The following is a 21,124-nucleotide window of genomic DNA, read 5'->3' as shown; positions in this document are numbered from 1 at the left end:
GTCACGGTACCGCCGTACCGGTGCCGCGCTCGTCGCCGCGTTGTCCTTCGCCGTACCGGCGCTCCCGCTGGTCGCCATGGCTTCCGCCAGTCCGCTGTCCCATGCGGCGGCGGATCGTCTCGCGGCGGCGGCGCACGTCCTGGTACGTGAGGCGGTCGACGTCCTCCGCGATGCCGAACGAGGCCCGCACGGCATCGAGGTCGAGCTCGACCGGCGCGGACGGGTCGAGGCCGAGCTCCTGCGCGATGCGGTCGCCGTAGTGCTCGGCGAAGTACGTGTAGACGTGCGCGATCTCGCCGAGGATGTCGAGGTCCGGCGCGAGCGCGCCCGTCGCGCTGTCGAGGAACAGCATGTTCTTCACGAACAGCATGAGCTCCTTCGGTGCGCGGGCCCCGTACCCGAGCAGCTTCTTCGTGACCTCGCGCAGCTCCGCGGTGAGCTCGTCCGCGGTCATCAGGGTCGGGTCCTTCACGGGTCCCTCGAGGTCGAGGTCCGCGATGACCGCCTCGAGATCCGTGTCGGGCGGGAACGCGCCCATGTCGCGCAGCGCGGAGAGCTGGCCCCGGACGTCGCCGCCCGTCCCCATGACGAGGAGGCGCAGGAACGCGACGCGCTTGCGCTCGTCGAGGCGGCCGGTGATGCCGTAGTCGAGCAAGGCGGTCCGCCCGTCCGGCATGACGAAGAGGTTCCCGCCGTGCAGGTCGCCGTGGAAGACGCCGAACAGGAGCGCACCCTCGAGGAACGCGATCAGGCCGGCACGCAGGAGCGCGCTCGTGTCGATCCCCGCCGCCTTCATCGCCGCCACGTCGTCGAACGCGAACCCGCGCAGGCGCTCCATGACGAGGACGCGCCGAGTCACGAGCGTCGGGTGGGGACGGGGGACGACGATCGCACGCTGCCCGGTGGTGGCGAGCACGCGGGCGATGTCGAGCATGTTCTCGGCCTCGAGCCGGAAGTCGAGCTCCTCGACGATCGTCTCGGCGAACAGCTCGATCAGGGCGGGCGGGTTCGCGAGCGCGGTGACGGGGATGCGACCGACGAGACGTGGCCCGAGCCAGCCGAGCGCCATGACGTCGGCCCGCACGAGGCTCGCCACGTGCGGTCGTTGCACCTTCACGACGACGTCCTCGCCCGTCCGCAGGGTCGCCGCGTGGACCTGCGCGATCGACGCCGCCGCGAGCGGCTCGTCGTCGAAGCGTGTGAACACGTCACGCAGCGAGCGGCCCAGCTCTCGCTCGACGAGCACGCGGACGTCCTCGAACGGCTCGGCCGGGACCCGGTCACGGAGCAGCTTGAACTCGCCGACCAGCTCCTCGGGGAACAGCCCGTCCCCGGACGAGACGATCTGGCCGAGCTTCACGTACGTCGAGCCCAGGCCTTCGAACGACTCGCGCAGCCGCCGCGACAGCGCGCGCCGTGAGACGGGCCGCCCCCGCTCCTTGACGTACCACGCGCCGAGCGCGAGCCCGACCGACGTGACCACGCGGGTCAGGCGACCGAGGGGCGGGACGCGGCGGGCCCGGAGGAGGTCGGGGACCTCGTGATGGACGCGGCGACGGACGTCGTCGAGCCCGGTCCGCCACGCGAGGCGGTCGGGCTCGACGATCCACGGGGGGTCGTCACTGAACGCGCCCCAGTCGAGATCCGGAGGTCGAGCGTCGATGCCCCGAAGGTAGACGGCGCATCACACACCGTCCGGTTCGGCCCGCGCGGACGCGGGCCGAACCGACGGCGAGTGCGATCAGCCGCAGCCGGACCCGGCCCACGGACGTCCGCCCTGCGTCGAGTAGACGTAGTGCGCGATCGCGTCCTGGTCGGCCGGGCTCGCCGCAGCCGGGTTCACGCCGACGAGGTCGTTGCGGCCCGCGTCGCGTGCCGCGTTGTTCCACGTCGTGGGCATGAACTGGTACGCGCCTGCAGCGCCCGAACTGGTGTTCACGACGCCGTAGTTGCCACGGCTCTCGTGATGGCGGACGCAGGCGAAGAAGTCACCTCCACCCGAGGACGACTGCTGCGTCGTCGCGGCACGTCGTCGAGGTGGCGCCGGTCGTGTTCGCGTCTCCTCGGGCGCGAGCGCCGTGAAGAGGGCGTTGAGGTACTGGAGCACGGCCTCCTGCTGGGCCGCGACCGTCGTACCGACGTAACGGATGACGAGGTAGTCGGCGATCTGGTCGACCGTCGACGAAGGGAGTGAGGTCCCGTCCGGCATGTCGAACCGGGTGGGAGCGATGTGTGCGGCGACCGGCCGCGCCGCATGGAGCTTGTCGAGGTTCGTCGCGGTCGCGTGCTCGTTCCCGCGAGCGGACTGGGCCGATGTCATCGACGCCACTCCGACCATCGCGACCAAGAGCATCGCGACGGCGACCCCGCCCGTGAGGGCTCGTCGCATCGTCGTCTTCTCCTCAGCGCTTCGCGCGTCATGGGACGTGTCCTTTCGTGTGCGCTTCGCTTCGCTGTTCCGCCCGTCCCCGCTCCCGTCACGCCTTCCGTGGCGCATCGGGCGCGCGAGGACCACCTACGCGGAATGGGACGAAAGCCCGAAATGGCTTCCGGCGTTCCACCGTAGTGACGGAGCGCGCGCGACCACCAATCGTGGGGAGCGGGCCCCCCGCTGCTGCGGTCCGTGGCGACGATCGCTGCGACGTGCGGGACCGACCTGCTCGAGACCGCCGCGCCGCGGTCGGTACGCGCGTGTGCGTGCGCGCCGCGCGTCAGCGCGCGGGCGCTCGCAACGCGGCGTCGAGCAGCGCGATGACGCCCTGCGCGCGCGCCGGGTCGTCCGCGGCGCCGGTCTGGACGTGACCCATCAGCAACGCGAGGACGATCGACTCGAGTCCCGACGCGAGCGCGCCGGGGTCGACGTCGGCACGTACCTCACCCGCGCGCTGCGCGTCTGCGATGTCGCGCGCGCACTCCTCGCGCACGGCATGGAGCGACGGGAGGTCGAGCAGGCGGTGCACGACGTCGGGCTCGAGCCCTGCGAGGACGCGACGCGCGAGCGGGTGCTCGTCCACGTGCTCGACGAGCGCGCCGACGAACGCGAGCTCGCGCTCGCGTACGGGTCCCTCACCGGCGGCGCCGCGCGCGACGTCGATCAACGCCGCGGCGTCCGCGTCGACGGCCGCCTCGAACAGCGCCTCCTTGCCGGCGAAGTACGCGTACGCGGCGGCCGGGGTCAGGCCGGCGTCGCGCGCGATGTCGGACACGGAGGCGCCCCGGTAGCCCTCGGCCGCGAACCGGCGGATCGCCCCGTCGAGCAGGCGCGCCCGGGTCCGCTCACCCTTCGGGGACCGCGCCGCGAGGCCGGTGGTCGTGGCCGTCACGCCGGCATCCTAGCCCGTCCGACGAGGTGTTCCGACGATCTGAAAGGACTCCTTGACTCGTTGATTTCGCGCGCCCATGCTGGAGCCATGACGACGACCACCGACGAGCGCGTCGAGCGCCTCAACACGGTGTCGGCGCGGCGCGTGCTCGAGCCGGACGACGTCCTTCCCTGGGGCTCGCTCGGCGAGGGACGCGTCCTCGACGACGAGTTGCTCTCCGTGCGGGACCTCGGCCTCCCCCTCGCCGAGGAGGCACGCGCGCGCCTCTCACGGGAGGAAGCCGCGTCGATGCTCGACGCGGGCATCCGGTTCGAGGCCGCGCTGACCGCGGGGTTCGCGCTGCAGATCGCCGGCGCGGCCGACGTCGTCGATCCGCGCGTCACGTACATGCTGCACGAGATCGGCGAGGAGACCCGCCACTCGCGCGCGTTCGCCCGGCTGATCGCCGAGCTGCGCCCGCGGGCGCGCAACCCGCTCGACGACGGCGTGGCGCGCTGGGTCGGACGCCGGATGATCAGGTGGGTCGTGAAGCAGCCCGCGCTGCTCATGACGCTCGTGCTCGCGGGCGAGGAGATCCCCGATCTCCTGCAGCGCATCGCGTCCGAGCATCCCGGGACCGCACCGCTGCTCGCCGCGCTGAACCGGTACCACCGCCAAGAGGAGGCGCGGCACCTCTCGTTCGCGCACGCCGTGCTGCCCGAGCTGTGGGCCGCGGCACCGGCCCGCGAGCGACGCCTGGTCCACCACGTCGCGCCGCGGATCGTCGGGATGCTGTTCGACACGATGGTCCACCCGGGCGTGTACGAGGCCGTCGGGCTGCCGGCGTGGCCGACCTGGCGGGCCGTGCGCCGGTCCCCCACGCGGGTCGCGCTGCGTCACGCCGGGACGCGACCGATCCTGGACGCGCTGCTCGAGGCCGGTGCGGTACGGCGGGGCCGCGTCCCGGCCGCCTGGCGGGCGCTGTGCGGCGTCGACCGCGACGGCCGGCCGGTCCCCGGCGACGTCCCGCTCCCCGGGAGCCCGTGACCGGGCGTCAGGCGGGCGCGGGCCCCGTCGAGGCACGCACCACGAGCTCGACGGGAAGGACGTCCACGCCGCGCGGGCCCGGGTCCTCGAGCGCGTCCCTCGCGCGCCGCATCGCGGCCGCGCCGAGCTCTCGATAGGGGGCGCGCACCGTCGTCAACGGGACGGGCCCGAACTCCGCGATCGGCAGGTCGCCGATGCCCGCGACCGACACGTCCTCGGGCACGCGGCGGCCGGCGCGGCGGAGGCCGAGCGCGACCCCGGCCGCGATCGCGTCGCTCGCCGCGAGCACCGCGGTCGGCCTGGGACCGACGCAGACGAGCGGATCGGCGATCGCGCCCGCGCGCTCCGGGGCGTCGTCGACCGCGATGACGTGCTCGGGCCGCAGGTCCGCACCGAACGCGCGCGCAGCCGCGGTGCAGGCCGCGACCGCGGCGTCGGTCGCGCGTGACGGCGGGCCGGTCACCAGCGCGAAGGTCTCGTGACCCAGGGCCACGAGATGCTCGAGGAGCAACCGGTACGCGTCGTCGCGCGACCAGGTGACGTCGGCGGCGATCCCCGGCTCGGGGACGAGGCGGACGATGACGCCGTTCGCCTCCTCGACGAGTTGGAGCTGGCGCGCGAGCTCGTCGAGCCCGCCGTTCCCGGCCACGCTCGATCCCGCGAGGATCACCGCGTCGGCGCGGAGCGCGCGCAGCTTGCGGACGTACGCGAGCTCCTTGTCCGGATCGCCGTCGGTGTCCGCGACGAGCACCGAGAAGCCGTGCTCGAACGCGACGTCTTCCGCACCTCGGACGACGAGCGCGGCCGCGGGGTCCGCGACATCGCCGACGAGGAGCCCGACGATGCTCGTCCGCTGGGCCACGAGCCCGCGCGCGACGAGGTTCGGCTCGAAGTCCAGCTCCTCGGCCGCCTGGATGACCTTGCGCCGCGTCCGCTCCGCGACCGGGTGCGAGCTCGCGCTCATCACCCGCGAGGCGGTCGTGACGGACACCCCGGCACGCCGCGCGACGTCGGCGAGCGAGGTCAGCCTCCGCCGCGACGCGTCCACCACCTGTCCCCCGCCCCCGGTTCCATCCACCCGTCCCCCCGTCAGCGCGGCTCGGAACCTCCTCGGACGCAGCAGGATACGAGGTGAGCACGGAGCGCGCTCAGGCGACGGGCCCGGCCCGCAGGGACAACGCTCGCGGGCCGGCGATAACGTCGCCGCCGCGGGCGGGCGCCGCGCGGCGCCCACCGGGGGAGGATCCAGATGGGTCGGGTTCGTCGCGCGCGCGTGTTCGCGCTCGCGCGGGTGTTCGCGTTCGGCGTCGTCACGGTGCTCGCGTCGCTCACGTCCGTCACGGCGATCGCGTCGTCGCCCGCGTCCGCGACGACGACGGGACGCGTCGCCGCGCCGGCGACGACGGTCACCGTCGCGATCACGGACACCGGCTTCTCCCCGCCCACGATCGACGTGCCCGCGGGAACGGTCGTCGTGTGGACGAACGAGGGCGCGGGAACGCACACGGTGACCGCGTCCGACGGCTCGTTCGCGTCCGACGAGCTCGCGCCGGGCTCGACGTTCCCGTTCCAGTTCACGCAGGCCGGCACCTTCCAGTACCGCGACATCCACACCGGTGCCGTCGGCACGGTCACGGTCGTCGCCGGCAACGTGCAGGGAACCGCGACCGCGCCCGCCGCGCCCGCCGCACCCGCGACGCCCGCGGCCCCGGCACCGGGCGCCGCGGCGACGAACCCGGCGGGAGGACCGACCATGGCGTTCACGGGCGCGGGCGACTACGTGCTCGCAGCCGTCGGCGCGATCGTCCTCGCGTTCGGTTGGACGCTGGCCCGGCGCCACGCGCTCGTCGCCGCGCCGTTCCGCGTCGACCGCGAGACCGCGCACACGATCGAGCGCGCGCGTCGCTGCCGCAGCGAGTTCCTCCCGGCGCGGCGACGCGCGCGCTGAGCGGTACGTTGCCCCGGTGACCAACCCCAAGGTGTACATCCACGAGCTGATCGAGATCACGGGGCACAACCGCGCGGCGTACATGCACCACATGACCGCGAACTGGGGCCCGATCGGTCGCACCGAGCGGAACATGCTGTGCGTCGGCGTGTGGGCGACGGTCGGGAGCACGGAACGCTGGCCCGAGACGGTCAACCTCTGGGAGCTCGACGGGTGGCACGGGCTCGCCGCGAACTTCCGCCACGAGTTCACGGGTCCGAAGCTGCAGGACCCGTCGCTGCAGCGCTGGTGGGCGGAGGCCGCAAACTACCGCCGGGGCGGCTACGACCGCATCCTCGTACCCGCGCCCTACACGCCGACCATCGAGGAGGCGCTCGAGCGCGGGATCCACGGCGAGGTGTACTCGCACGAGGTCGTGCAGGTCGTGCCGGGGCAGGCGCGCACCTATCTCTCCATGCTTGAGCAGGACTGGATGCCGGTCGCGAGCCGGCTCGGCCTCCAGCTCCTCGGCGCGTATCGCACCGCGATGGTGAACGACTCCGAGGTCATCGTGATCTCCGCGATCGACACCTGGGAGCGATGGGCGGACATCGCGGCCGCGTACGACGACGACACGAGCGTGGGTCGCTGGCGCCGGCGCATCGCGGACGTGGTCGTCGACTGGCGCGGCAAGCTGCTCGTCGACTCCGAGCTCAACCCGCTCAAGACCGGCCAGATCCTCTAGGTCAGGGACGCGTGGCGCACGTCACCGTCGCGCGCGCACACCCGGATCAGTACGACGCGATCGCCGCGCTCGTCGACGACGTGTACGTCGGCGGCGGGTTCACGGGGCCCGACTCGCCGTACCGTGAGACGCTTCGCGACGTCGCCGGGCGTGCGGCGCGCGCCGAGGTGCTCGTCGCGATCACCGACGACGATCGCGTCGTCGGCACCGTCACATACGCGGAGCACGGCGCGCCGGACGCGCACGTCGCGGGCCCGGGCGAGGCGGAGATCCGGATGCTCGCCGTCGCGCCGGCCGCACGCCGCCGAGGCGCCGGGACCGCGCTCGTCGATGCGTGCGTCGGCCTCGCGCGCGCAGCAGGCGCGCGCCGCATCCGGTTGTCGACGGAGCCCGAGATGACTGACGCGCACCGCCTCTACGAAGGGCTCGGGTTCGTCCGCACACCCGAGCGCGACTGGTCACCGTGGCCGGGCGGGTCGCTCCTCGCGTACGTCCTCGAGCTGTGACACGTGATCCGTCTACTCGAGCGGGTTCGTCGTCAGGTGGCTGCTGAGGTCGCCGACCAGGTCGGAGTGGATGAGCCGGTCGGTGAAGCGCCACTCACCGTCGACGCGCCCGAACTCGTCGAAGTAGCGGCCCGCGACGATCACCTGGAGCGGGCCGCCGGGCGGCTGCTGGAGCACGGAGAAGTACGAGCGCGAGCGCGCCGTCCCGGCGGCTTCGTCGACGTCGACCGTCACGTTCGTCGTGACGTGCTTGGTGCGTGGAGTGCCGTCCTCGTAGCGCATCACCATGCCCTCGAAGCACGCGAGCACCTCGTCGCGGCCACGGAACACGGACGTGGTGCTCTCGTCCACGACGCCGCGGTAGGTCGCGTGCGCGAACAGCGCGGCGACGCCCTCGAAGTCGCCGGCGTCGACGCGCGCGGCGTACTCGTAGATCAGCTTCCGGACGGCGTCGGTCGCGTCGGGCACGGGCCGGACGATACCGTCTCGCCGATGGCGATCGCCGCGAGCCGTGTGTTCCACGTGAACGTCAACTGCGCGTCGCTCGAACGCTCGCTCGCGTTCTACCGCGACACCCTCGGCTTCGTCCCGGGCGCGCGCACGACACCGGCCGCGCCGCAGCCCGGCGGCCCGTTCGGGCTCGACCGGGTGCAGTGGGACGCGTTCATGATGACCGGCTCGGACGGGATGCTCGCGCCCGTCGTCGACCTCCTCGAGTGGAAGGTGCCCGGCCCGGTCGGGCAGCCACCCGCGACCGCGGTCGCGCCCGGGTTCTCGGCGCTGCACGTGACGACACCCGGCGCGGGCGGCACATCCACCGTGCGCGATCCCGACGGCACGCTCGTCGCCGTGACCGAGGGATCCGGCGTCGCGGTCACCGGCGTGACACTCGGGTGCTCGGACGCCGATCGCACGCTCCGGTTCCTCGTCGACGTGCTCGGCTTCTCGGGAACCGGTACGCACGCGACCGACCGCGCCGGCACGTTCGAGGTCGAGCTCGTCGAGCTCGGCGCCCGGTCCGTCGGCGACGAGCCGCCTCCGGCCGCGAACCGTCTGGGAATCTTCCGCGTCGCGCTGATGACGGACGATCTCGTGCACGACTACGGAGTCCTGCGCGACGCGCGCGTGCGCTGCTACTCCCCGCCGGCGCGGCTCGACATGGGCCCCGGCCTTCCCGAGCTCACCGCGCTCTTCTTCGCCGATCCCGACGGCGCGACGTTCGAGCTCATCGAGACGCCGCGCGCCTGAGGGCTCACAGCCGTCGCAACCGCACCCACTCGACGGAGTGATCGGGCCCCTTGTGGAGGACGAGGCGGGCCCGGTCGAGCGTCGGCTCGATGTTCTCGCGCAGGTTCACCGCGTTGATCTCGGCCCAGATGCTGCGCGCGGTCGCGACCGCGTCGTCGTGCGAGAGGCCGGCGAAGTGACGGAAGAACGACCGCTCGTCGCGGAACGCGGTCTCGCGCAACGTGAGGAACCGCTCGACGTACCACTGCTCGATGTGCGACTCGTCGGCGTCGACGTAGATCGAGAAGTCGAAGAAGTCGGACACGACCGTCCGCGACGCCCGCCGCGGGCTCGTCTCACCGGTCTGGAGCACGTTGAGACCTTCGAGGATGAGGATGTCGGGCCGGCGGACGACGGCCTCCTCACCCGTCAGCACGTCGTAGGTGATGTGCGAGTACACGGGCGCGCGCACCTCGGGCTTGCCGGCCTTCACGTCCGCGACGAACTCCACCAGGCGGCGCAGGTCGTAGCTCTCCGGAAAGCCCTTGCGCGACATGAGGCCACGCTCCTCGAGCACACGGTTCGGGAGCAGGAAGCCGTCCGTCGTGACGAGATCCACACGCGGGTGGTCCGGCCAGCGCGAGAGCAACGCCTGCAGGATGCGCGCGGTCGTGCTCTTGCCGACCGCGACGCTGCCCGCGATCGCGATGACGTACGGGCGCGGCTGCGCGGGACGGCCGAGGAACACGTCGACCGTCTCCGTCAGGCCCCGTGCCGCGGCGACCTGCAGGTTGAGCAGGCGGGACATCGGGAGATAGACGTCGACGACCTCGTCGAGCGACATCTGCTCGTTGATGCCGCGCATCCGCTCGACGTCGCCCTCGTCGAGCGTCAGCGGTGTCGCCGCGCGCAGCCGCGCCCACTCCTCGCGGGTGAACGAGACGTAGCGCGACAGGTCGACCACCGCGGTGTCAGACCTCGATCCCCTTCGCGCGCACCGGCGCACCCATGACCAGCTCGCTCTCCGCGATCAGAGGACCGAACGCGGTCGCCGCCTTCTGCATCGCCTCGCTGCTGCCGTGCGCACCGAGCGCGTCGGCGTCGCGGTAGAGCTCGTAGAACCAGAACACGTTCGAGTCGCTCGTCGAGCGGTTCAGCACGTACAGCTCGGTGCCCGGCTCGTCCTCAACCTGACGGAAGAGACCGTCGAACGCGGCGACCAGCTCGTCGCCCTTGCCGTCCTGCGTCACCAGCCGTGCGAGCATCGACACCTTCGCCATCTCCGCGTCCTCTCTTCTCGTGCGGGCGGCGGGAGCCTACGTTGCGGCGTCCGCGGTCGCGTGCTGCACTCGCAGAGCACACCGGCCGAGGAGCGACACGTGAGCACCGACGACCGCATCCCGACACCGACGACCGAGCTCGACGTCGACGAGATCGCGCTCGGCGACCTGGAGACGTGGCTGCGACCCGACCGCGAGGGGATCTTCGCCAAGCTGCGCGCAGAGCGTCCGGTGTCGTTCCACGCCGAGCCCGAGCTGGAGAACATGCCGCGCGGTCCGGGGTTCTGGGCGCTGGCGCGCTACGCCGACGTGATGCACGTCAGCCGCTCGCCCGACGTGTTCGTGTCGAGCCGGGGCGGCACGAACATCGGTGACATCCCGCCCGAGCTCGCCGAGTTCCTCGGCTCGATCATCAACATGGACGCGCCGCGGCACACCAAGCTCCGGCGCCTGGTGAGCACCGGCTTCACACCGAAGCAGATCGCGCGGCTCGAGCAGAGCGTGCGCGACCGCGCCGGGGCGGTCGTCGACGCCGTCGCGGAGAAGGGCGGGTGCGACTTCGTCGCGGAGATCGCGGCGCCGCTCCCGCTGCAGATCATCTGCGACATGATGGGCATCCCCGCGTCGGACGAGCAGCAGATCTTCGACTACACGAACGTGATCCTCGGCGTCGGCGACCCGGAGTACGTCGGGAGCCTCGAGGAGCTGATGGCCGCGGGCTACGGGCTGTACCAGTACGGGCTCGACCTCGCCGAGGACCGGCGCCGCACGCCACGCGACGACATCGTCACCGCGCTGATGGAGGCGGAGGTCGACGGCGAGCGGCTCACACCGCACGAGCTGGGCTCGTTCTTCGTGCTGCTCGTCGTGGCGGGCAACGAGACGACGCGCACCGCGATCAGCCACGGCATGCACGCGCTGACGCAGAACCCGGACGAGCGCGCCAGGTGGATGTCCGATCTCGACGGCGTGTCGCCGACCGCGGTCGAGGAGATCGTGCGCTGGGCGACACCCGTCATCCACTTCCGGCGGACGGCGACGCGCGACACCGAGATCGGCGGCACCCGCATCGCGGAGGGCGACAAGGTCGTGATGTTCTACAACTCCGCGAATCGGGACGAGGCCGTGTTCGACGACCCGTACCGGTTCGACGTGACGCGCCGCCCGAACGATCATGTCGGCTTCGGCGGCGGCGGTCCGCACTTCTGCCTCGGCGCGAACCTCGCGCGGCGCGAGATCCGGGTGATGTTCGAGGAGCTCTTCCGCCGTCTGCCCGACATCCGCGTGACGGGCGAGCCCGACATGTTGCAGTCGATCTTCATCCACGGCATCAAGCGGATGCCGGTGGAGTACACGGCGTCGAGCGCGAGGAAGTAACGATGGAGCTCGCGTTCACGCCGGAGCAGGACGCGTTGCGGCGCGAGCTGCGCGACTACTTCACGGCGATGATGACACCCGAGGTCGAGGCCGAGATGGCCCGACACGAGATGGGCGGTCCCCTCAGCCGCGAGCTCGCCCGCAAGATGGGCGCGGACGGCTGGCTCGGTGTCGGCTGGCCGAAGGAGTACGGCGGGCAGGACCGCTCGCCGCTCGAGCAGCTGGTGTTCTTCGACGAGGCGTCACGCGCCGGCGCGCCCGTCCCGCTGCTGACGATCAACAGCGTCGGTCCGACGATCATGCGCTACGGCTCCGACGAGCAGAAGCGCGAGTTCCTCCCCCAGATCCTCGGCGGCGAGATCCAGTTCGCGATCGGGTACTCGGAGCCGGGCGCGGGAACCGACCTGGCGTCGTTGAAGACCCGCGCGGTACGTGACGGCGACGAGTACGTGATCAACGGGCAGAAGATCTTCACCAGCCTCGCCGACCTGTCGGACTACGTGTGGCTGGCGGTGCGCACGGATCCGGACGCGCCCAAGCACAAGGGCATCTCGATCCTGATCGTGCCGACCACCGCGGAGGGCTTCTCGCTCAGCCCCATCCGCATCGTCGGGGGCGGCCGCACGAACATGACGTTCTACGACAACGTCCGCGTGCCCGTCTCCGCACGGGTCGGTGACGAGAACGAGGGTTGGAAGCTGATCACGACGCAGCTGAACCACGAGCGCGTCGCCTTGTGCAACGCGGGGATGCTGACCCGCAACCTGCACGACGTCCGGCGGTGGGCGGCTCAGACGCGTCGCCCGGACGGCTCGCGCGTCATCGACCACGAGTGGGTCCAGGTGAACCTGGCGCGCGTCGCCGCGCGCGTCGAGTTCCTGAAGCTCATGAACTGGAAGGTGGCGTGGGGCCTGACGACCGGCGCGATCGCGCCGACCGACGCGTCGGTCACGAAGGTCTTCGGCACCGAGCTGAACCTCGAGGTCTACCGACTCCTGATGGAGGTGATCGGGCCGGCCGCGTACCTGAAGCGCGACGCCCCGGGCGCCGTGCTGCGCGGACGGCTCGAACGCGCCTACGCCGGGAACCTCATCCTGACGTTCGGCGGAGGCACCAACGAGATCCAGCGCGACATCATCTCGATGGTCGGCCTCGGCATGCCGCGCGCACCGCGGTGAGGCGACGTCTCGCTCAGTCGTACACGACGGAGCGCGGTGTCGTGCGGGCGAGCATGTCCTCGCAGCGGCCGCGCACGAGCCCGTCGTACGTCGCGTTGGTCGGCACGTAGAACCGGTCGGCCCGGACCGCGTCGACGACCATGCCCGCGACGTCGTCCGGGTCGAGACCGTGTGACGCGAGCTCGCGGAGCGCGTCGGCGACGAAGCGGGCGTCGTCCGGCACGGGAACGTCGCCCGGCCGGTTGCGGTCCGAGTCCGCGATCCGCGTGTCGACCGCGCTGGGGCAGAGCACCGACACCCCGATTCGCGCGCCCGCAGCACGCAGGTCGTGGGCCAGGCATTCGGACAACGCGACGGCCGCGAACTTCGACACCGTGTACGGCGCGCAGTACGCCGCGCTCACGAGCCCGGCGTACGAAGCGGTGTTGACCACGTGTCCATCGTCGCCCTGCTCGATCATGCGGGGCACGAACGCGCGGATGCCGTAGACGATGCCGTAGAGGTTGACGCCGAGCGTCCAGTCCCAGTCGGCGTCGGTGCGCTCCCACACCACGCCGCCCTGGAAGACGCCCGCGTTGTTGCACAGGAGGTGCGTCGCTCCGAACCGCTCGTACGTCTCGGCCGCGAGCGCCTCGACCTCGTCCGCGCGCGACACGTCGACCCGTCGGGCGAGAACCTCGCCGGACAGCAACGACACGGTCTCGTCGAGCGCGCCCTGCTCCACGTCCGCGACGACGACGCGCATGTCCTCCTGCACGAACCGGCGCGCGAGTGCGCGGCCGATGCCACTGCCCGCCCCGGTCACGACCGCGACCTTCCCCGGGAGGTCGCGCACGGTCAGCGAACGGTCCGGAAGAACGCGCGTACGTCGTCGACGAACAACGCGGGCTCCTCGAACGCGGCGAAGTGCCCGCCCGACGGCATCTCGGTCCAGCGCGTGATGTTGTACGAGTGCTCGGCCCACGCGCGCGGCGGCCGCACGATCTCCTTCGGGAAGATCGCGGCGCCGGTCGGGACCTCGACGCGCTCGCCCTGTGGCCCGAAGCGCCCCGCCTTGGTGGCCTCGTAGTACAGCCGTCCGGCGGAGTGGCCCGTCGCGGTGACCCAGTACAGCATGATGTTCGTCAGCAACTGGTCCTTCGTGAAGCGGCGCTCGACGTCGCCGTCGCAGTCGCTCCACGTGCGGAACTTCTCGACGATCCACGCGGCGAGGCCGGCAGGCGAGTCGTCGAGGAGGTAGCCGATCGTCTGCGGCTTCGTGCCCTGGATCTTGGCGTAGCCGCTGTCGTTCTCCATGTAGTCGCCCGCCGCGGCGAGACCGGCCATCTCCTTCTCCGTCAACGTCGAGAAGTCGAAGCCGTCCGGCGGCAGCGCGATCAGCATGTTGAGGTGGATGCCGGCGACGTGCTCGGCGTCGACCAGCCCGAGCTGGGTCGACACCATCGAGCCCCAGTCGCCACCCTGCGCGCCGTAGCGCGCGTAGCCGAGCCCGTCCATCAACGCCGCGAACGCGCGCGCGATGCGCTGCGGATCCCAGCCGCGCTCGTGCGTCGGGCCCGAGAACGCGTAGCCGGGCATCGACGGGCACACGACGTGGAACGCGTCGGCCGGGTCGCCGCCGTGCGCGCGCGGGTCGGTCAGCGGACCGACGACGTCGAGGAACTCGACGATCGAGCCGGGCCAGCCGTGCGTGATGACGAGCGGGAACGCGTCCGGCTCGGGCGACCGCACGTGGAGGAAGTGGATGCGCTGGCCGTCGATCTCCGTGACGAACTGGTCGAACGAGTTGAGCCGCGCCTCCTGCTTGCGCCAGTCGTACCCGTCCCGCCAGTACTCGACGAGCTCGCGCAGGTAGCCGAGCTCCGTGCCGTAGTCCCAGCCCGCGCCCGGGATCTGCTCGGGAAACCGCGTGCGCGCGAGGCGCTCGCGCAGGTCGTCGAGAATTGCTTCGGGGACGTCGACCGTGAACCGTTCGATCGGAGCCACGAGCTCGACGCTACCGCCCCCTCTGCGGGCGGCGCCCGCCGTCGCCGTCGGCTCCCGGTTGGTACACAACTCGCGGTCAGAGCCGCGACTTGTGTACCAACCGCGCCGCTGCAGCGACCGCCGTACGCTGCGCGTCGTGATCGGGGAGCTGTTCCACACCGGTGTGGTGGTCGCGGACGTGGAGCGGGCGATCGACGACCTGTCGCGCGCGCTCGGGCTGCAGTTCACGGAGGTGCAGGAGCACCCGATGCGTCAGTGGCGGCCGAGCGGCGAGCAGCGCCTCGTGCTGCGCTACGCGTACTCGCTCGCCCCCTATCCGCTCGTCGAGCTGATCGAGGCGCAGCCCGGGACGTTCTACGAGCCGGTGCCCGGTGCGCGCACGCAGCTGCACCACGTCGGCATGTGGGTCGACGACCTCGCGGCCGCGGCCGAGCAGCTCGCGCGCGACGGCTTCGAGCTCGCGGCCGCGGGCGTCGACGACGACGGCAACCGTCCCGCGCGTGTCACGTTCCACGAGAGCGCGCACGGCGTACGCGTCGAGCTGTGCGACGTCGCGATGCGCGCCGGTTTCGACGCGTGGGTCACATCCGGATGAGGTAGCCCTGCGTGACGGGCGTCCGCTCGTCGTAGAACGGCGTCAGCGTCTTCGCGACGGAATCGGGCGTCCACGCGTCCGACGCGTCGAACACGCGGTCGATGCCCGGCCCCTGGACGACGGTGATCTGCTTCCCCCAGACGATGAACACCTGCCCGGACACCTTCGCGGCTGCCGGCGACGCGAGGTACGCGACGAGCGGCGACACGTTCTCCGGTGCGAAGACGTCGAACTCGCCCTCCTTGACGTCGAACGAACCGACGGTCTCGGTCATGCGCGTCCGCGCGCGCGGCGCGATCGCGTTCGCGGTGACACCGGCGCGTGCCATCGCCTGCGCGGTGGACACGGTCAACGCGATGATCGCCGCCTTCGCGGGCGCGTAGTTCGGCTGACCGGCACTCGCGAGCAGCGCCGCCTCCGACGTCGTGTTCACGATCCGTCCGTACACGGGGCCGCCGGCCGCCTTGGACCGCTCGCGCCAGTAGACGCACGCGTGTCGCATCGTCGCGAAGTGGCCCTTCAGGTGCACGCGGACGACGAGGTCGAAGTCCTCCTCGCTCATGTTGAAGATCATCCGGTCGCGCAGCAGGCCCGCGTTGTTGACGAGGATGTCGAGGGACCCCCACGTGTCGACCGCGAGCTGGATCATCGCCTTGGCGTCGTCCCAGTCGGCGACGTCGCCCAGGTGCGCGACCGCGTCGCCACCGGCGGCCTTGATCTCCTCGACGACGGCGGCGGCGGGGTTGTCCTCCTTCTCGCCGGTGAGCGACGTCCCGAAGTCGTTGACGACGACACGCACGCCCTGGCGCGCCAGCTCGAGCGCCTCGGCCCGGCCCAGTCCGCGGCCGGCGCCCGTCACGATCGCGACCTTGCCCTCCATGCCCTCGAGCACGCCCAACCCTCCTCGACGCCTGCGGAACGTCCCAACCGGGTGCGGGCGGCACCGTAGCGTGTCCCGCGTCTCGTACTCTCGGCGTCCGTGCCCGTCGACCTCGTGGAGCTGGCCGCCCCGTCGCACACGGCTGTGCTCACGATGGAGATGCAGCGCGGCGTCGTCGGCGACCGTGCGGCGATCCCCGACCTCGCGGCCGAGGTGGAGCGCGAGCACGTCGTCGAGCACGCGGCGCGGCTGCTGCACACGGCGCGCGACGCGGGCGTGCGGATCGTGCACTGCCTCGCCGAGTTCCGCGCCGACCGGGCCGGCAGCGCGGCGAACTCGCCGTTGCTGGCCGCGATGGCGAAGCTCCCCGGCCATCTGGTCACTGGCTCCGAGGCCGCGCAGCTGGTCGACGCGCTCGGGCCCGACGATCGCGACCTCGTCTCCTCACGCCTCCACGGTCTGTCGCCGTTCACCGGGACGACGCTCGACGCGATGCTGCGGAACCTCGGCGTGACCACGGTCGTCGCGACGGGCGTGTCCGTGAACCTCGGGATCCTCGGCCTCGCGATCGAGGCGGTCAACCTCGGCTACCGCGTCGTCGTCGCGACCGACGCGGTCGCGGGCGTCCCGCGGGACTACGCCGACGCCGTCATGCGCAACACGATCGCGTTGCTCGCGACACGCGCCACGGTCGACGAGATCGCGCGCGCGTGGTCGCGCGATCGTCAGTAGCCCCACCCCGACGGGTACGGCGTCGTCGTGCTCGTCACGCCGCCGGGCGCGCCCTGTACCGGCGTGCCGGGGTCGACGTACACCGCGCCCTGCATGCCGCGGTCGACGTGGAAGCGGCAGTAGAAGCGGATGAACCCGCTCGTCGGCGCCGTCACGTCGACGTGGGCCTTCGTGTGCGGCCGCACCGTCACGTCGGGCCCACCCGCGGCGTCGACGGTGAACGAGTGCTCGTGGTCGGTCGGGTTGGAGAGCACGAGCGAGAGCCTCTCGCCCGGGAGCGCCTTGAGGAACGTGGGCTTGAACTTGTCGTCGAACAGCTCGAGCTCCGCGTTCCCGGTCGCGGTGACGTCGAGCGTCCCCTGGTTGTCGACGCGGCCGGGCAGCTGCACGGGCGGCGGCGACGCCTTCTCGGTGAAGTCGCCGTGGCACGCGGTCAGGAGCGAGACCGCCGCGAGCGCGCCGGTGAGCACCGCGACAACCTTGCGCACGTCTCCTCCCCTGTCGCGCCCGTGTGTCCCTTCCCGCTTGCCCGGCTCCGGAGGGGGTGAAACGTGCGATCGCGGCGTCCTCAGAGTGATGCGACGCGCGGGATGACGCGCTCGCCGAACTCCGTGAGATTGGCGACGAGCTCGTCGCGTGTCTCGCCGGGAAGCGTCACGACGCCGTAGGTCACGCCGGCGTCGGCGGCCTCCGCGATCCCGTCCACGACGCGGTCTGCGTCGAGACCGGCGTTCGTGAACATGTCGAGCCCCGCGGGCATGAACGCGACGTCGAGCGGCGCGTCGCGTCCGACGGCCGCCGCGTGCTCGGCGGCGTACGCCAACCGCACACGCAGGTCGTCGAGCGTCTCGAGCCCCGGCGTGCGCAGCCGCGACGCCGCGCGCGCGGGACTCGGCATCGGCGACCAGCCGTCCGCGAGCTCGACCGCGCGACGGATCGCGCGCTTGCTGTTGCCACCGATCCAGATCGGCGGCCCGGGCCGTTGCACCGGGCGCGGCAGCATCGTGTTCGCGCGCGCATCGAACGCGCGACCCTTCATCGTCACGCTCTCGCCGCTCCACGCGGCGCGTATCGCGAGGATCGCCTCGTCCGTCGCGTCGTTGCGCTCGTCGAAGGGCGCGCCGAGCGCGTCGAACTCTCCTTCGAGGTATCCCGCGCCGACCCCGAGGATCACGCGACCGCCCGAGAGCACGTCGAGCGTGGCGATCGCCTTCGCGCTGACGAACGGATTGCGGTAGGCGAGCACGAAGAGGTTCGTGTGGAGCCGGAGCGTGCGGGTCGCGGCGGCCGCGAACGCGAGCGCGACGAGCGGGTCGAGCGCGTGGTGCCCGCCGTGCGCGAGCCAGCCGTCCGCCGGGAACGGGTGGTCGGTCACGAACACGGCGTCGAACCCGGCCGCCTCGGCCGCGGCGGCGAGCTGCGCGACGGCGTCCGCGGTCACGAACTCGTCGGCCCGGTCGACCCGGTGCGTCGGGAGCCCGACGGAGAGCCTCATCCCCGGAGCCTACGGCGCGCCCGTGCTGTCTGTTTCACGGCGATCGCGCACTTCATGAGCGGCGGGACGTCCGCCCCGTCGGCCCGAGATTCGAGGCGGGGCGCTCAAGATTCGGCACGCCGCGTGACGAAAACCGGGGTCGAGGGCAGCAGTCGACCACTGAAGGTGTTGTTCCATGCTTCAGAAGACGCGCCGGCCGCTGCCGCGGCTCCTCCTGTTGTCGATCGCCGCGATCCTCGTCGTCGCCGGGCTCGGGTGCGTCGTGCCCAGCTCGTCGCAGGCGCCGACGACCGTGCCGGGGAGCAAGGTCGGCTTCTCGGTCGGCGGCCAGACGATCTGGGAGAACGACGCCGACCTCGGTCACGACCTCGACCTCGTCGCCTCGACGGGCGCCAAGTGGGTCCGGATGGACTGGGACTGGAAGTCCGTCCAGGCCGGCGGACCGACGTCGTGGGCGTGGGCCAACACCGACCGGATCGTGAGCGCGGCACAGGCCCGCGGCCTGAGCATCCTCGGCGTCATCGCGTACACGCCGACGTGGGCCCGCATGGCCGCCTGCAGCAGCTCGATGTTCTGCCCACCGAACAACCCGGCCGACTACGCGAACTTCGCGCGCGCGGCGGCGGCGCGCTACGCCCCGCTCGGCGTGCACGACTGGGAGATCTGGAACGAGCCCAACCTGCCGCAGTGGTGGGGTCAGCCTGCCAACGCAGCGGCGTACGTGGGAATCCTCAAGCCGGCCTACGTCGCGATCCACGGTGTGGACCCGAACGCGACCGTGATCACCGGTGGGCTCGCGCCGCACGGTGACCTCGGCGCGACGCCGACCGACCCGCAGAGCCCGGTCAACTACGTGCAGGCGATGTACACCGCCGGCGCCCACGGCTACTTCGACGCGCTCGGTCTGCACCCGTACCCGCCGTTGCCGTACGACCCGCTCAGCGGCAAGATCGGCTGGAACGCGCTCCTCCAGGCGTCGTGGATCCACGACATCATGACCAGCAACGGTGACGGCGGCGCGCAGATCTGGGCCACCGAGTACGGCGCACCGACCGGACCGACGGGGTACACGTTCACCGTCAGCCCGCAGACGCAGGCGCAGTACCTGCAGACGGGGATCCGCTACTGGAACAGCCTGTCGTTCGCCGGCCCGCTGTTCATCGACACCGTGCACGACTGGCCGACGACGTCGTTTGACGACTGGCACGACAACATGGGCGTCGAGACGACGGATCGGGCGCCGAAGCCCGCGGTCACCGCACTGCAGCAGCTCGTCTCGAACAACTAGCGAGAACCTTCACGCTGCGCGCGGACGTTCCGGGAGCGCGCTCGGGACGTCCGCGCGTGGCGCGTTCACGTCACGCGTCGCGCCGTGCATGCGACGGACGCGCGCGCCGTGTCACCAGGATTTTTTTTCGTCCCGTGTTGCCCCACGTCAACGCGGGGAGCGAACGATTCCCGCTCGCGCTGAACACGTTTTCCGCACGTTTCCGATGCTGGCAGCCCTCGCGGGTCTTCGTTAGGGTCGACCCGTCGTCTACGCCTCCGGTGCACCGATGCGCCTGGGTGGGCGGCACTCCCAGATGTCTGCTGACCGTTCCGCGCGCGGACGTGCACGGACGACAGAGGCATCGGGGGGCGCTCAACGACGAGCGCGGTCACAGCCGGGAGGAGCGCAGAACGCGGGCCTCCACGAAGTCGTCGACCACGCAAGGGTGCGGAATCTTGTCGAACGTGATGTCGAGGCGCGCGCGCCTCTCCGTCCTGTCCGTCTCGCTCGTCCTCGCCATGGCCGCCGTCGGTTGCGCGTCGCGCAACGCGTCGAGCTCGGCGGGAAGGATCCCAGGCACGCGTGCCGGGTTCTCCCCCGGCGGTGCGATGGTGTGGGAGAACGACGCCGCTCTCGCGCGCGACCTCGACGCCGCGCGCTCGACCGGCGCCAAGTGGGTGCGCGTCGAGGTCAACTGGAACGCCATCCAGTCCGGTGGACCGAACTGGTGGCGTTGGGACTACCTCGACCGCATGGTGAGCCAGTTGAACGCGCGGGGCATGAAGATCCTCGGCACGCTCACGTACACGCCGGGGTGGGCGCGGCGATCGTCGTGCGCGGGTTCGATGTACTGCCCGCCCGCCAATCCCGCGGACTACGCGAACTTCGCGCGCAACGCCGCCGCGCGGTACGCCCGGTTCGGCGTGCACGACTGGGAGATCTGGAACGAGCCGAACCTGCCCGCGTGGTGGGCGAGCGGCACCAACGCAGCCGACTACGTCGCGCTGCTGAAGCCCGCGTACGTCGCGATCAAGAGCTCGGACCCGTACGCGACGGTCGTCACGGGTGGCGTCGCACCGCACGGTGATCTCGGTGCGACGCCGTGGGACCCGCAGAGCCCGGTCAACTACGTGAAGGCGATGTACGCCGCAGGCGCCCACGGATACTTCGACGTCTTGGGCACGCACCCCTACCCGCCGCTGCCCCACGACCCGCTCAGCGGCAAGATCGACTGGAACGCGCTGCTCCAGACGACCTGGCTCCACAGCATCATGAGCAGCAACGGTGACGGGAACAAGCAGATCTGGGGGACCGAGTACGGCGCACCGACCGGACCCGCGGGCTACACGTTCACCGTCGCGCCCAACACGCAGGCCCAGTACATCGTGACGGGCCTCCGGTACTGGTCGAGCCTGCCGTACACGGGCCCGTTGTTCATCGACAACGTGCGCGACGCGCCGACGCAGCGCTACGACGACTGGCACGACAACATGGGGATGCTCTACCAGAACTTCGTGCCGAAGCCGGCGCTCGGCGCGATGTCGTCGGTCATCCAGCACTAGCTCCCGCCCGACCCC

Annotated in this window: 23 protein-coding genes; 11 read left to right on the top strand and 12 right to left on the bottom strand. The window is 71.6% G+C overall.

Features of this window, described 5'->3' with window-relative positions; translation table 11 throughout:
- Position 1: 1 nt before the first annotated feature.
- From VFC33_01490 to VFC33_01480, 3 genes are all read right to left on the bottom strand, one after another.
- Positions 2 to 1,483, bottom strand: coding sequence for an AarF/UbiB family protein (locus tag VFC33_01490; GenBank protein HZR11898.1), 1,482 nt, complete (start codon positions 1,481 to 1,483; stop codon positions 2 to 4).
- A 258-nt stretch (positions 1,484 to 1,741) separates the two neighbouring features.
- Entirely contained in the window at positions 1,742 to 2,389 is a 648-nt protein-coding gene (locus tag VFC33_01485) for a transglycosylase family protein (protein HZR11897.1), read from the bottom strand.
- A gap of 322 nt (positions 2,390 to 2,711) precedes the next feature.
- Positions 2,712 to 3,323 (bottom strand): helix-turn-helix domain-containing protein, encoded by a 612-nt coding sequence (locus VFC33_01480; protein ID HZR11896.1) that lies wholly within the window; start codon positions 3,321 to 3,323, stop codon positions 2,712 to 2,714.
- Between the two features lie 87 nt (positions 3,324 to 3,410).
- Here VFC33_01480 and VFC33_01475 point away from each other — a divergent pair, with 87 nt between their 5' ends.
- Positions 3,411 to 4,349 carry a diiron oxygenase gene (locus VFC33_01475; protein ID HZR11895.1) on the top strand — a complete coding sequence of 313 codons (939 nt, stop codon included), beginning with the start codon at positions 3,411 to 3,413 and terminating at the stop codon, positions 4,347 to 4,349.
- A gap of 7 nt (positions 4,350 to 4,356) precedes the next feature.
- On the opposite strand, the gene VFC33_01470 is transcribed toward VFC33_01475, so the two are convergent.
- The gene (locus VFC33_01470) at positions 4,357 to 5,397 is read right to left on the bottom strand and encodes a LacI family DNA-binding transcriptional regulator (protein HZR11894.1); all 1,041 of its coding nucleotides are present in this window, start codon (positions 5,395 to 5,397) and stop codon (positions 4,357 to 4,359) included.
- A 201-nt stretch (positions 5,398 to 5,598) separates the two neighbouring features.
- Between VFC33_01470 and VFC33_01465 the strand changes: the two genes are divergently transcribed.
- Genes VFC33_01465 through VFC33_01455 form a run of 3 tightly spaced genes read left to right on the top strand, consistent with a single transcriptional unit; the run spans position 5,599 to position 7,527 of the window.
- Positions 5,599 to 6,297 carry a cupredoxin domain-containing protein gene (locus VFC33_01465; GenBank protein ID HZR11893.1) on the top strand — a complete coding sequence of 233 codons (699 nt, stop codon included), beginning with the start codon at positions 5,599 to 5,601 and terminating at the stop codon, positions 6,295 to 6,297.
- Between the two features lie 16 nt (positions 6,298 to 6,313).
- Complete coding sequence (locus VFC33_01460; protein ID HZR11892.1) at positions 6,314 to 7,021, top strand: NIPSNAP family containing protein; 708 nt, start codon at positions 6,314 to 6,316, stop codon at positions 7,019 to 7,021.
- Positions 7,022 to 7,032: 11 nt separating this feature from the next.
- A complete protein-coding gene (locus tag VFC33_01455; protein HZR11891.1) occupies positions 7,033 to 7,527 on the top strand; it encodes a GNAT family N-acetyltransferase in 495 nt (164 codons plus the stop codon).
- Between the two features lie 12 nt (positions 7,528 to 7,539).
- On the opposite strand, the gene VFC33_01450 is transcribed toward VFC33_01455, so the two are convergent.
- Entirely contained in the window at positions 7,540 to 7,995 is a 456-nt protein-coding gene (locus VFC33_01450; protein HZR11890.1) for a nuclear transport factor 2 family protein, read from the bottom strand.
- A 24-nt stretch (positions 7,996 to 8,019) separates the two neighbouring features.
- On the opposite strand from VFC33_01450, the gene VFC33_01445 reads away from it, so the two are divergent.
- Positions 8,020 to 8,775, top strand: a complete 756-nt coding sequence (locus VFC33_01445; protein ID HZR11889.1) for a VOC family protein — start codon at positions 8,020 to 8,022, stop codon at positions 8,773 to 8,775.
- A gap of 4 nt (positions 8,776 to 8,779) precedes the next feature.
- On the opposite strand, the gene coaA is transcribed toward VFC33_01445, so the two are convergent.
- Together coaA and VFC33_01435 are read right to left on the bottom strand one after the other, a co-directional pair.
- Positions 8,780 to 9,718, bottom strand: coding sequence for a type I pantothenate kinase (gene coaA / locus VFC33_01440; protein HZR11888.1), 939 nt, complete (start codon positions 9,716 to 9,718; stop codon positions 8,780 to 8,782).
- A gap of 7 nt (positions 9,719 to 9,725) precedes the next feature.
- Complete coding sequence (locus tag VFC33_01435) at positions 9,726 to 10,034, bottom strand: putative quinol monooxygenase (GenBank protein HZR11887.1); 309 nt, start codon at positions 10,032 to 10,034, stop codon at positions 9,726 to 9,728.
- A 99-nt stretch (positions 10,035 to 10,133) separates the two neighbouring features.
- Between VFC33_01435 and VFC33_01430 the strand changes: the two genes are divergently transcribed.
- Both VFC33_01430 and VFC33_01425 read left to right on the top strand, forming a co-directional pair.
- Positions 10,134 to 11,411 carry a cytochrome P450 gene (locus VFC33_01430; protein HZR11886.1) on the top strand — a complete coding sequence of 426 codons (1,278 nt, stop codon included), beginning with the start codon at positions 10,134 to 10,136 and terminating at the stop codon, positions 11,409 to 11,411.
- Positions 11,412 to 11,413: 2 nt separating this feature from the next.
- Complete coding sequence (locus tag VFC33_01425; protein ID HZR11885.1) at positions 11,414 to 12,589, top strand: acyl-CoA dehydrogenase family protein; 1,176 nt, start codon at positions 11,414 to 11,416, stop codon at positions 12,587 to 12,589.
- 13 nt (positions 12,590 to 12,602) lie between these two features.
- On the opposite strand, the gene VFC33_01420 is transcribed toward VFC33_01425, so the two are convergent.
- Together VFC33_01420 and VFC33_01415 are read right to left on the bottom strand one after the other, a co-directional pair.
- Positions 12,603 to 13,424: an SDR family NAD(P)-dependent oxidoreductase gene (locus VFC33_01420; GenBank protein HZR11884.1), complete on the bottom strand. Its 822-nt coding sequence runs from the start codon at positions 13,422 to 13,424 to the stop codon at positions 12,603 to 12,605.
- 2 nt (positions 13,425 to 13,426) lie between these two features.
- A complete protein-coding gene (locus VFC33_01415; protein ID HZR11883.1) occupies positions 13,427 to 14,575 on the bottom strand; it encodes an epoxide hydrolase in 1,149 nt (382 codons plus the stop codon).
- Between the two features lie 136 nt (positions 14,576 to 14,711).
- Between VFC33_01415 and VFC33_01410 the strand changes: the two genes are divergently transcribed.
- Positions 14,712 to 15,170, top strand: a complete 459-nt coding sequence (locus tag VFC33_01410) for a VOC family protein (protein ID HZR11882.1) — start codon at positions 14,712 to 14,714, stop codon at positions 15,168 to 15,170.
- On the opposite strand, the gene VFC33_01405 is transcribed toward VFC33_01410, so the two are convergent.
- Positions 15,157 to 16,062 carry an SDR family NAD(P)-dependent oxidoreductase gene (locus VFC33_01405; protein HZR11881.1) on the bottom strand — a complete coding sequence of 302 codons (906 nt, stop codon included), beginning with the start codon at positions 16,060 to 16,062 and terminating at the stop codon, positions 15,157 to 15,159. The genes VFC33_01410 and VFC33_01405 overlap by 14 nt on opposite strands.
- Positions 16,063 to 16,149: 87 nt before the next feature.
- Between VFC33_01405 and VFC33_01400 the strand changes: the two genes are divergently transcribed.
- Positions 16,150 to 16,782, top strand: coding sequence for a cysteine hydrolase (locus VFC33_01400; GenBank protein ID HZR11880.1), 633 nt, complete (start codon positions 16,150 to 16,152; stop codon positions 16,780 to 16,782).
- On the opposite strand, the gene VFC33_01395 is transcribed toward VFC33_01400, so the two are convergent.
- Both VFC33_01395 and VFC33_01390 read right to left on the bottom strand, forming a co-directional pair.
- Positions 16,776 to 17,270: a cupredoxin domain-containing protein gene (locus VFC33_01395; protein ID HZR11879.1), complete on the bottom strand. Its 495-nt coding sequence runs from the start codon at positions 17,268 to 17,270 to the stop codon at positions 16,776 to 16,778. The two genes, VFC33_01400 and VFC33_01395, sit on opposite strands and share 7 nt — an antisense overlap.
- Before the next feature lie 80 nt (positions 17,271 to 17,350).
- Complete coding sequence (locus VFC33_01390; protein ID HZR11878.1) at positions 17,351 to 18,277, bottom strand: TIGR03619 family F420-dependent LLM class oxidoreductase; 927 nt, start codon at positions 18,275 to 18,277, stop codon at positions 17,351 to 17,353.
- 175 nt (positions 18,278 to 18,452) lie between these two features.
- Here VFC33_01390 and VFC33_01385 point away from each other — a divergent pair, with 175 nt between their 5' ends.
- Together VFC33_01385 and VFC33_01380 are read left to right on the top strand one after the other, a co-directional pair.
- Positions 18,453 to 19,565: a cellulase family glycosylhydrolase gene (locus VFC33_01385; protein HZR11877.1), complete on the top strand. Its 1,113-nt coding sequence runs from the start codon at positions 18,453 to 18,455 to the stop codon at positions 19,563 to 19,565.
- Between the two features lie 446 nt (positions 19,566 to 20,011).
- Positions 20,012 to 21,109, top strand: coding sequence for a cellulase family glycosylhydrolase (locus tag VFC33_01380; GenBank protein ID HZR11876.1), 1,098 nt, complete (start codon positions 20,012 to 20,014; stop codon positions 21,107 to 21,109).
- Positions 21,110 to 21,124: the final 15 nt, after the last annotated feature.

The sequence above is a fragment of the Acidimicrobiia bacterium genome (assembly GCA_035651955.1).
In the GTDB taxonomy this organism is placed as follows: Bacteria; Actinomycetota; Acidimicrobiia; order IMCC26256; family JAMXLJ01; genus JAMXLJ01.
This window is presented reverse-complemented; position numbering and strand designations above follow the sequence as displayed.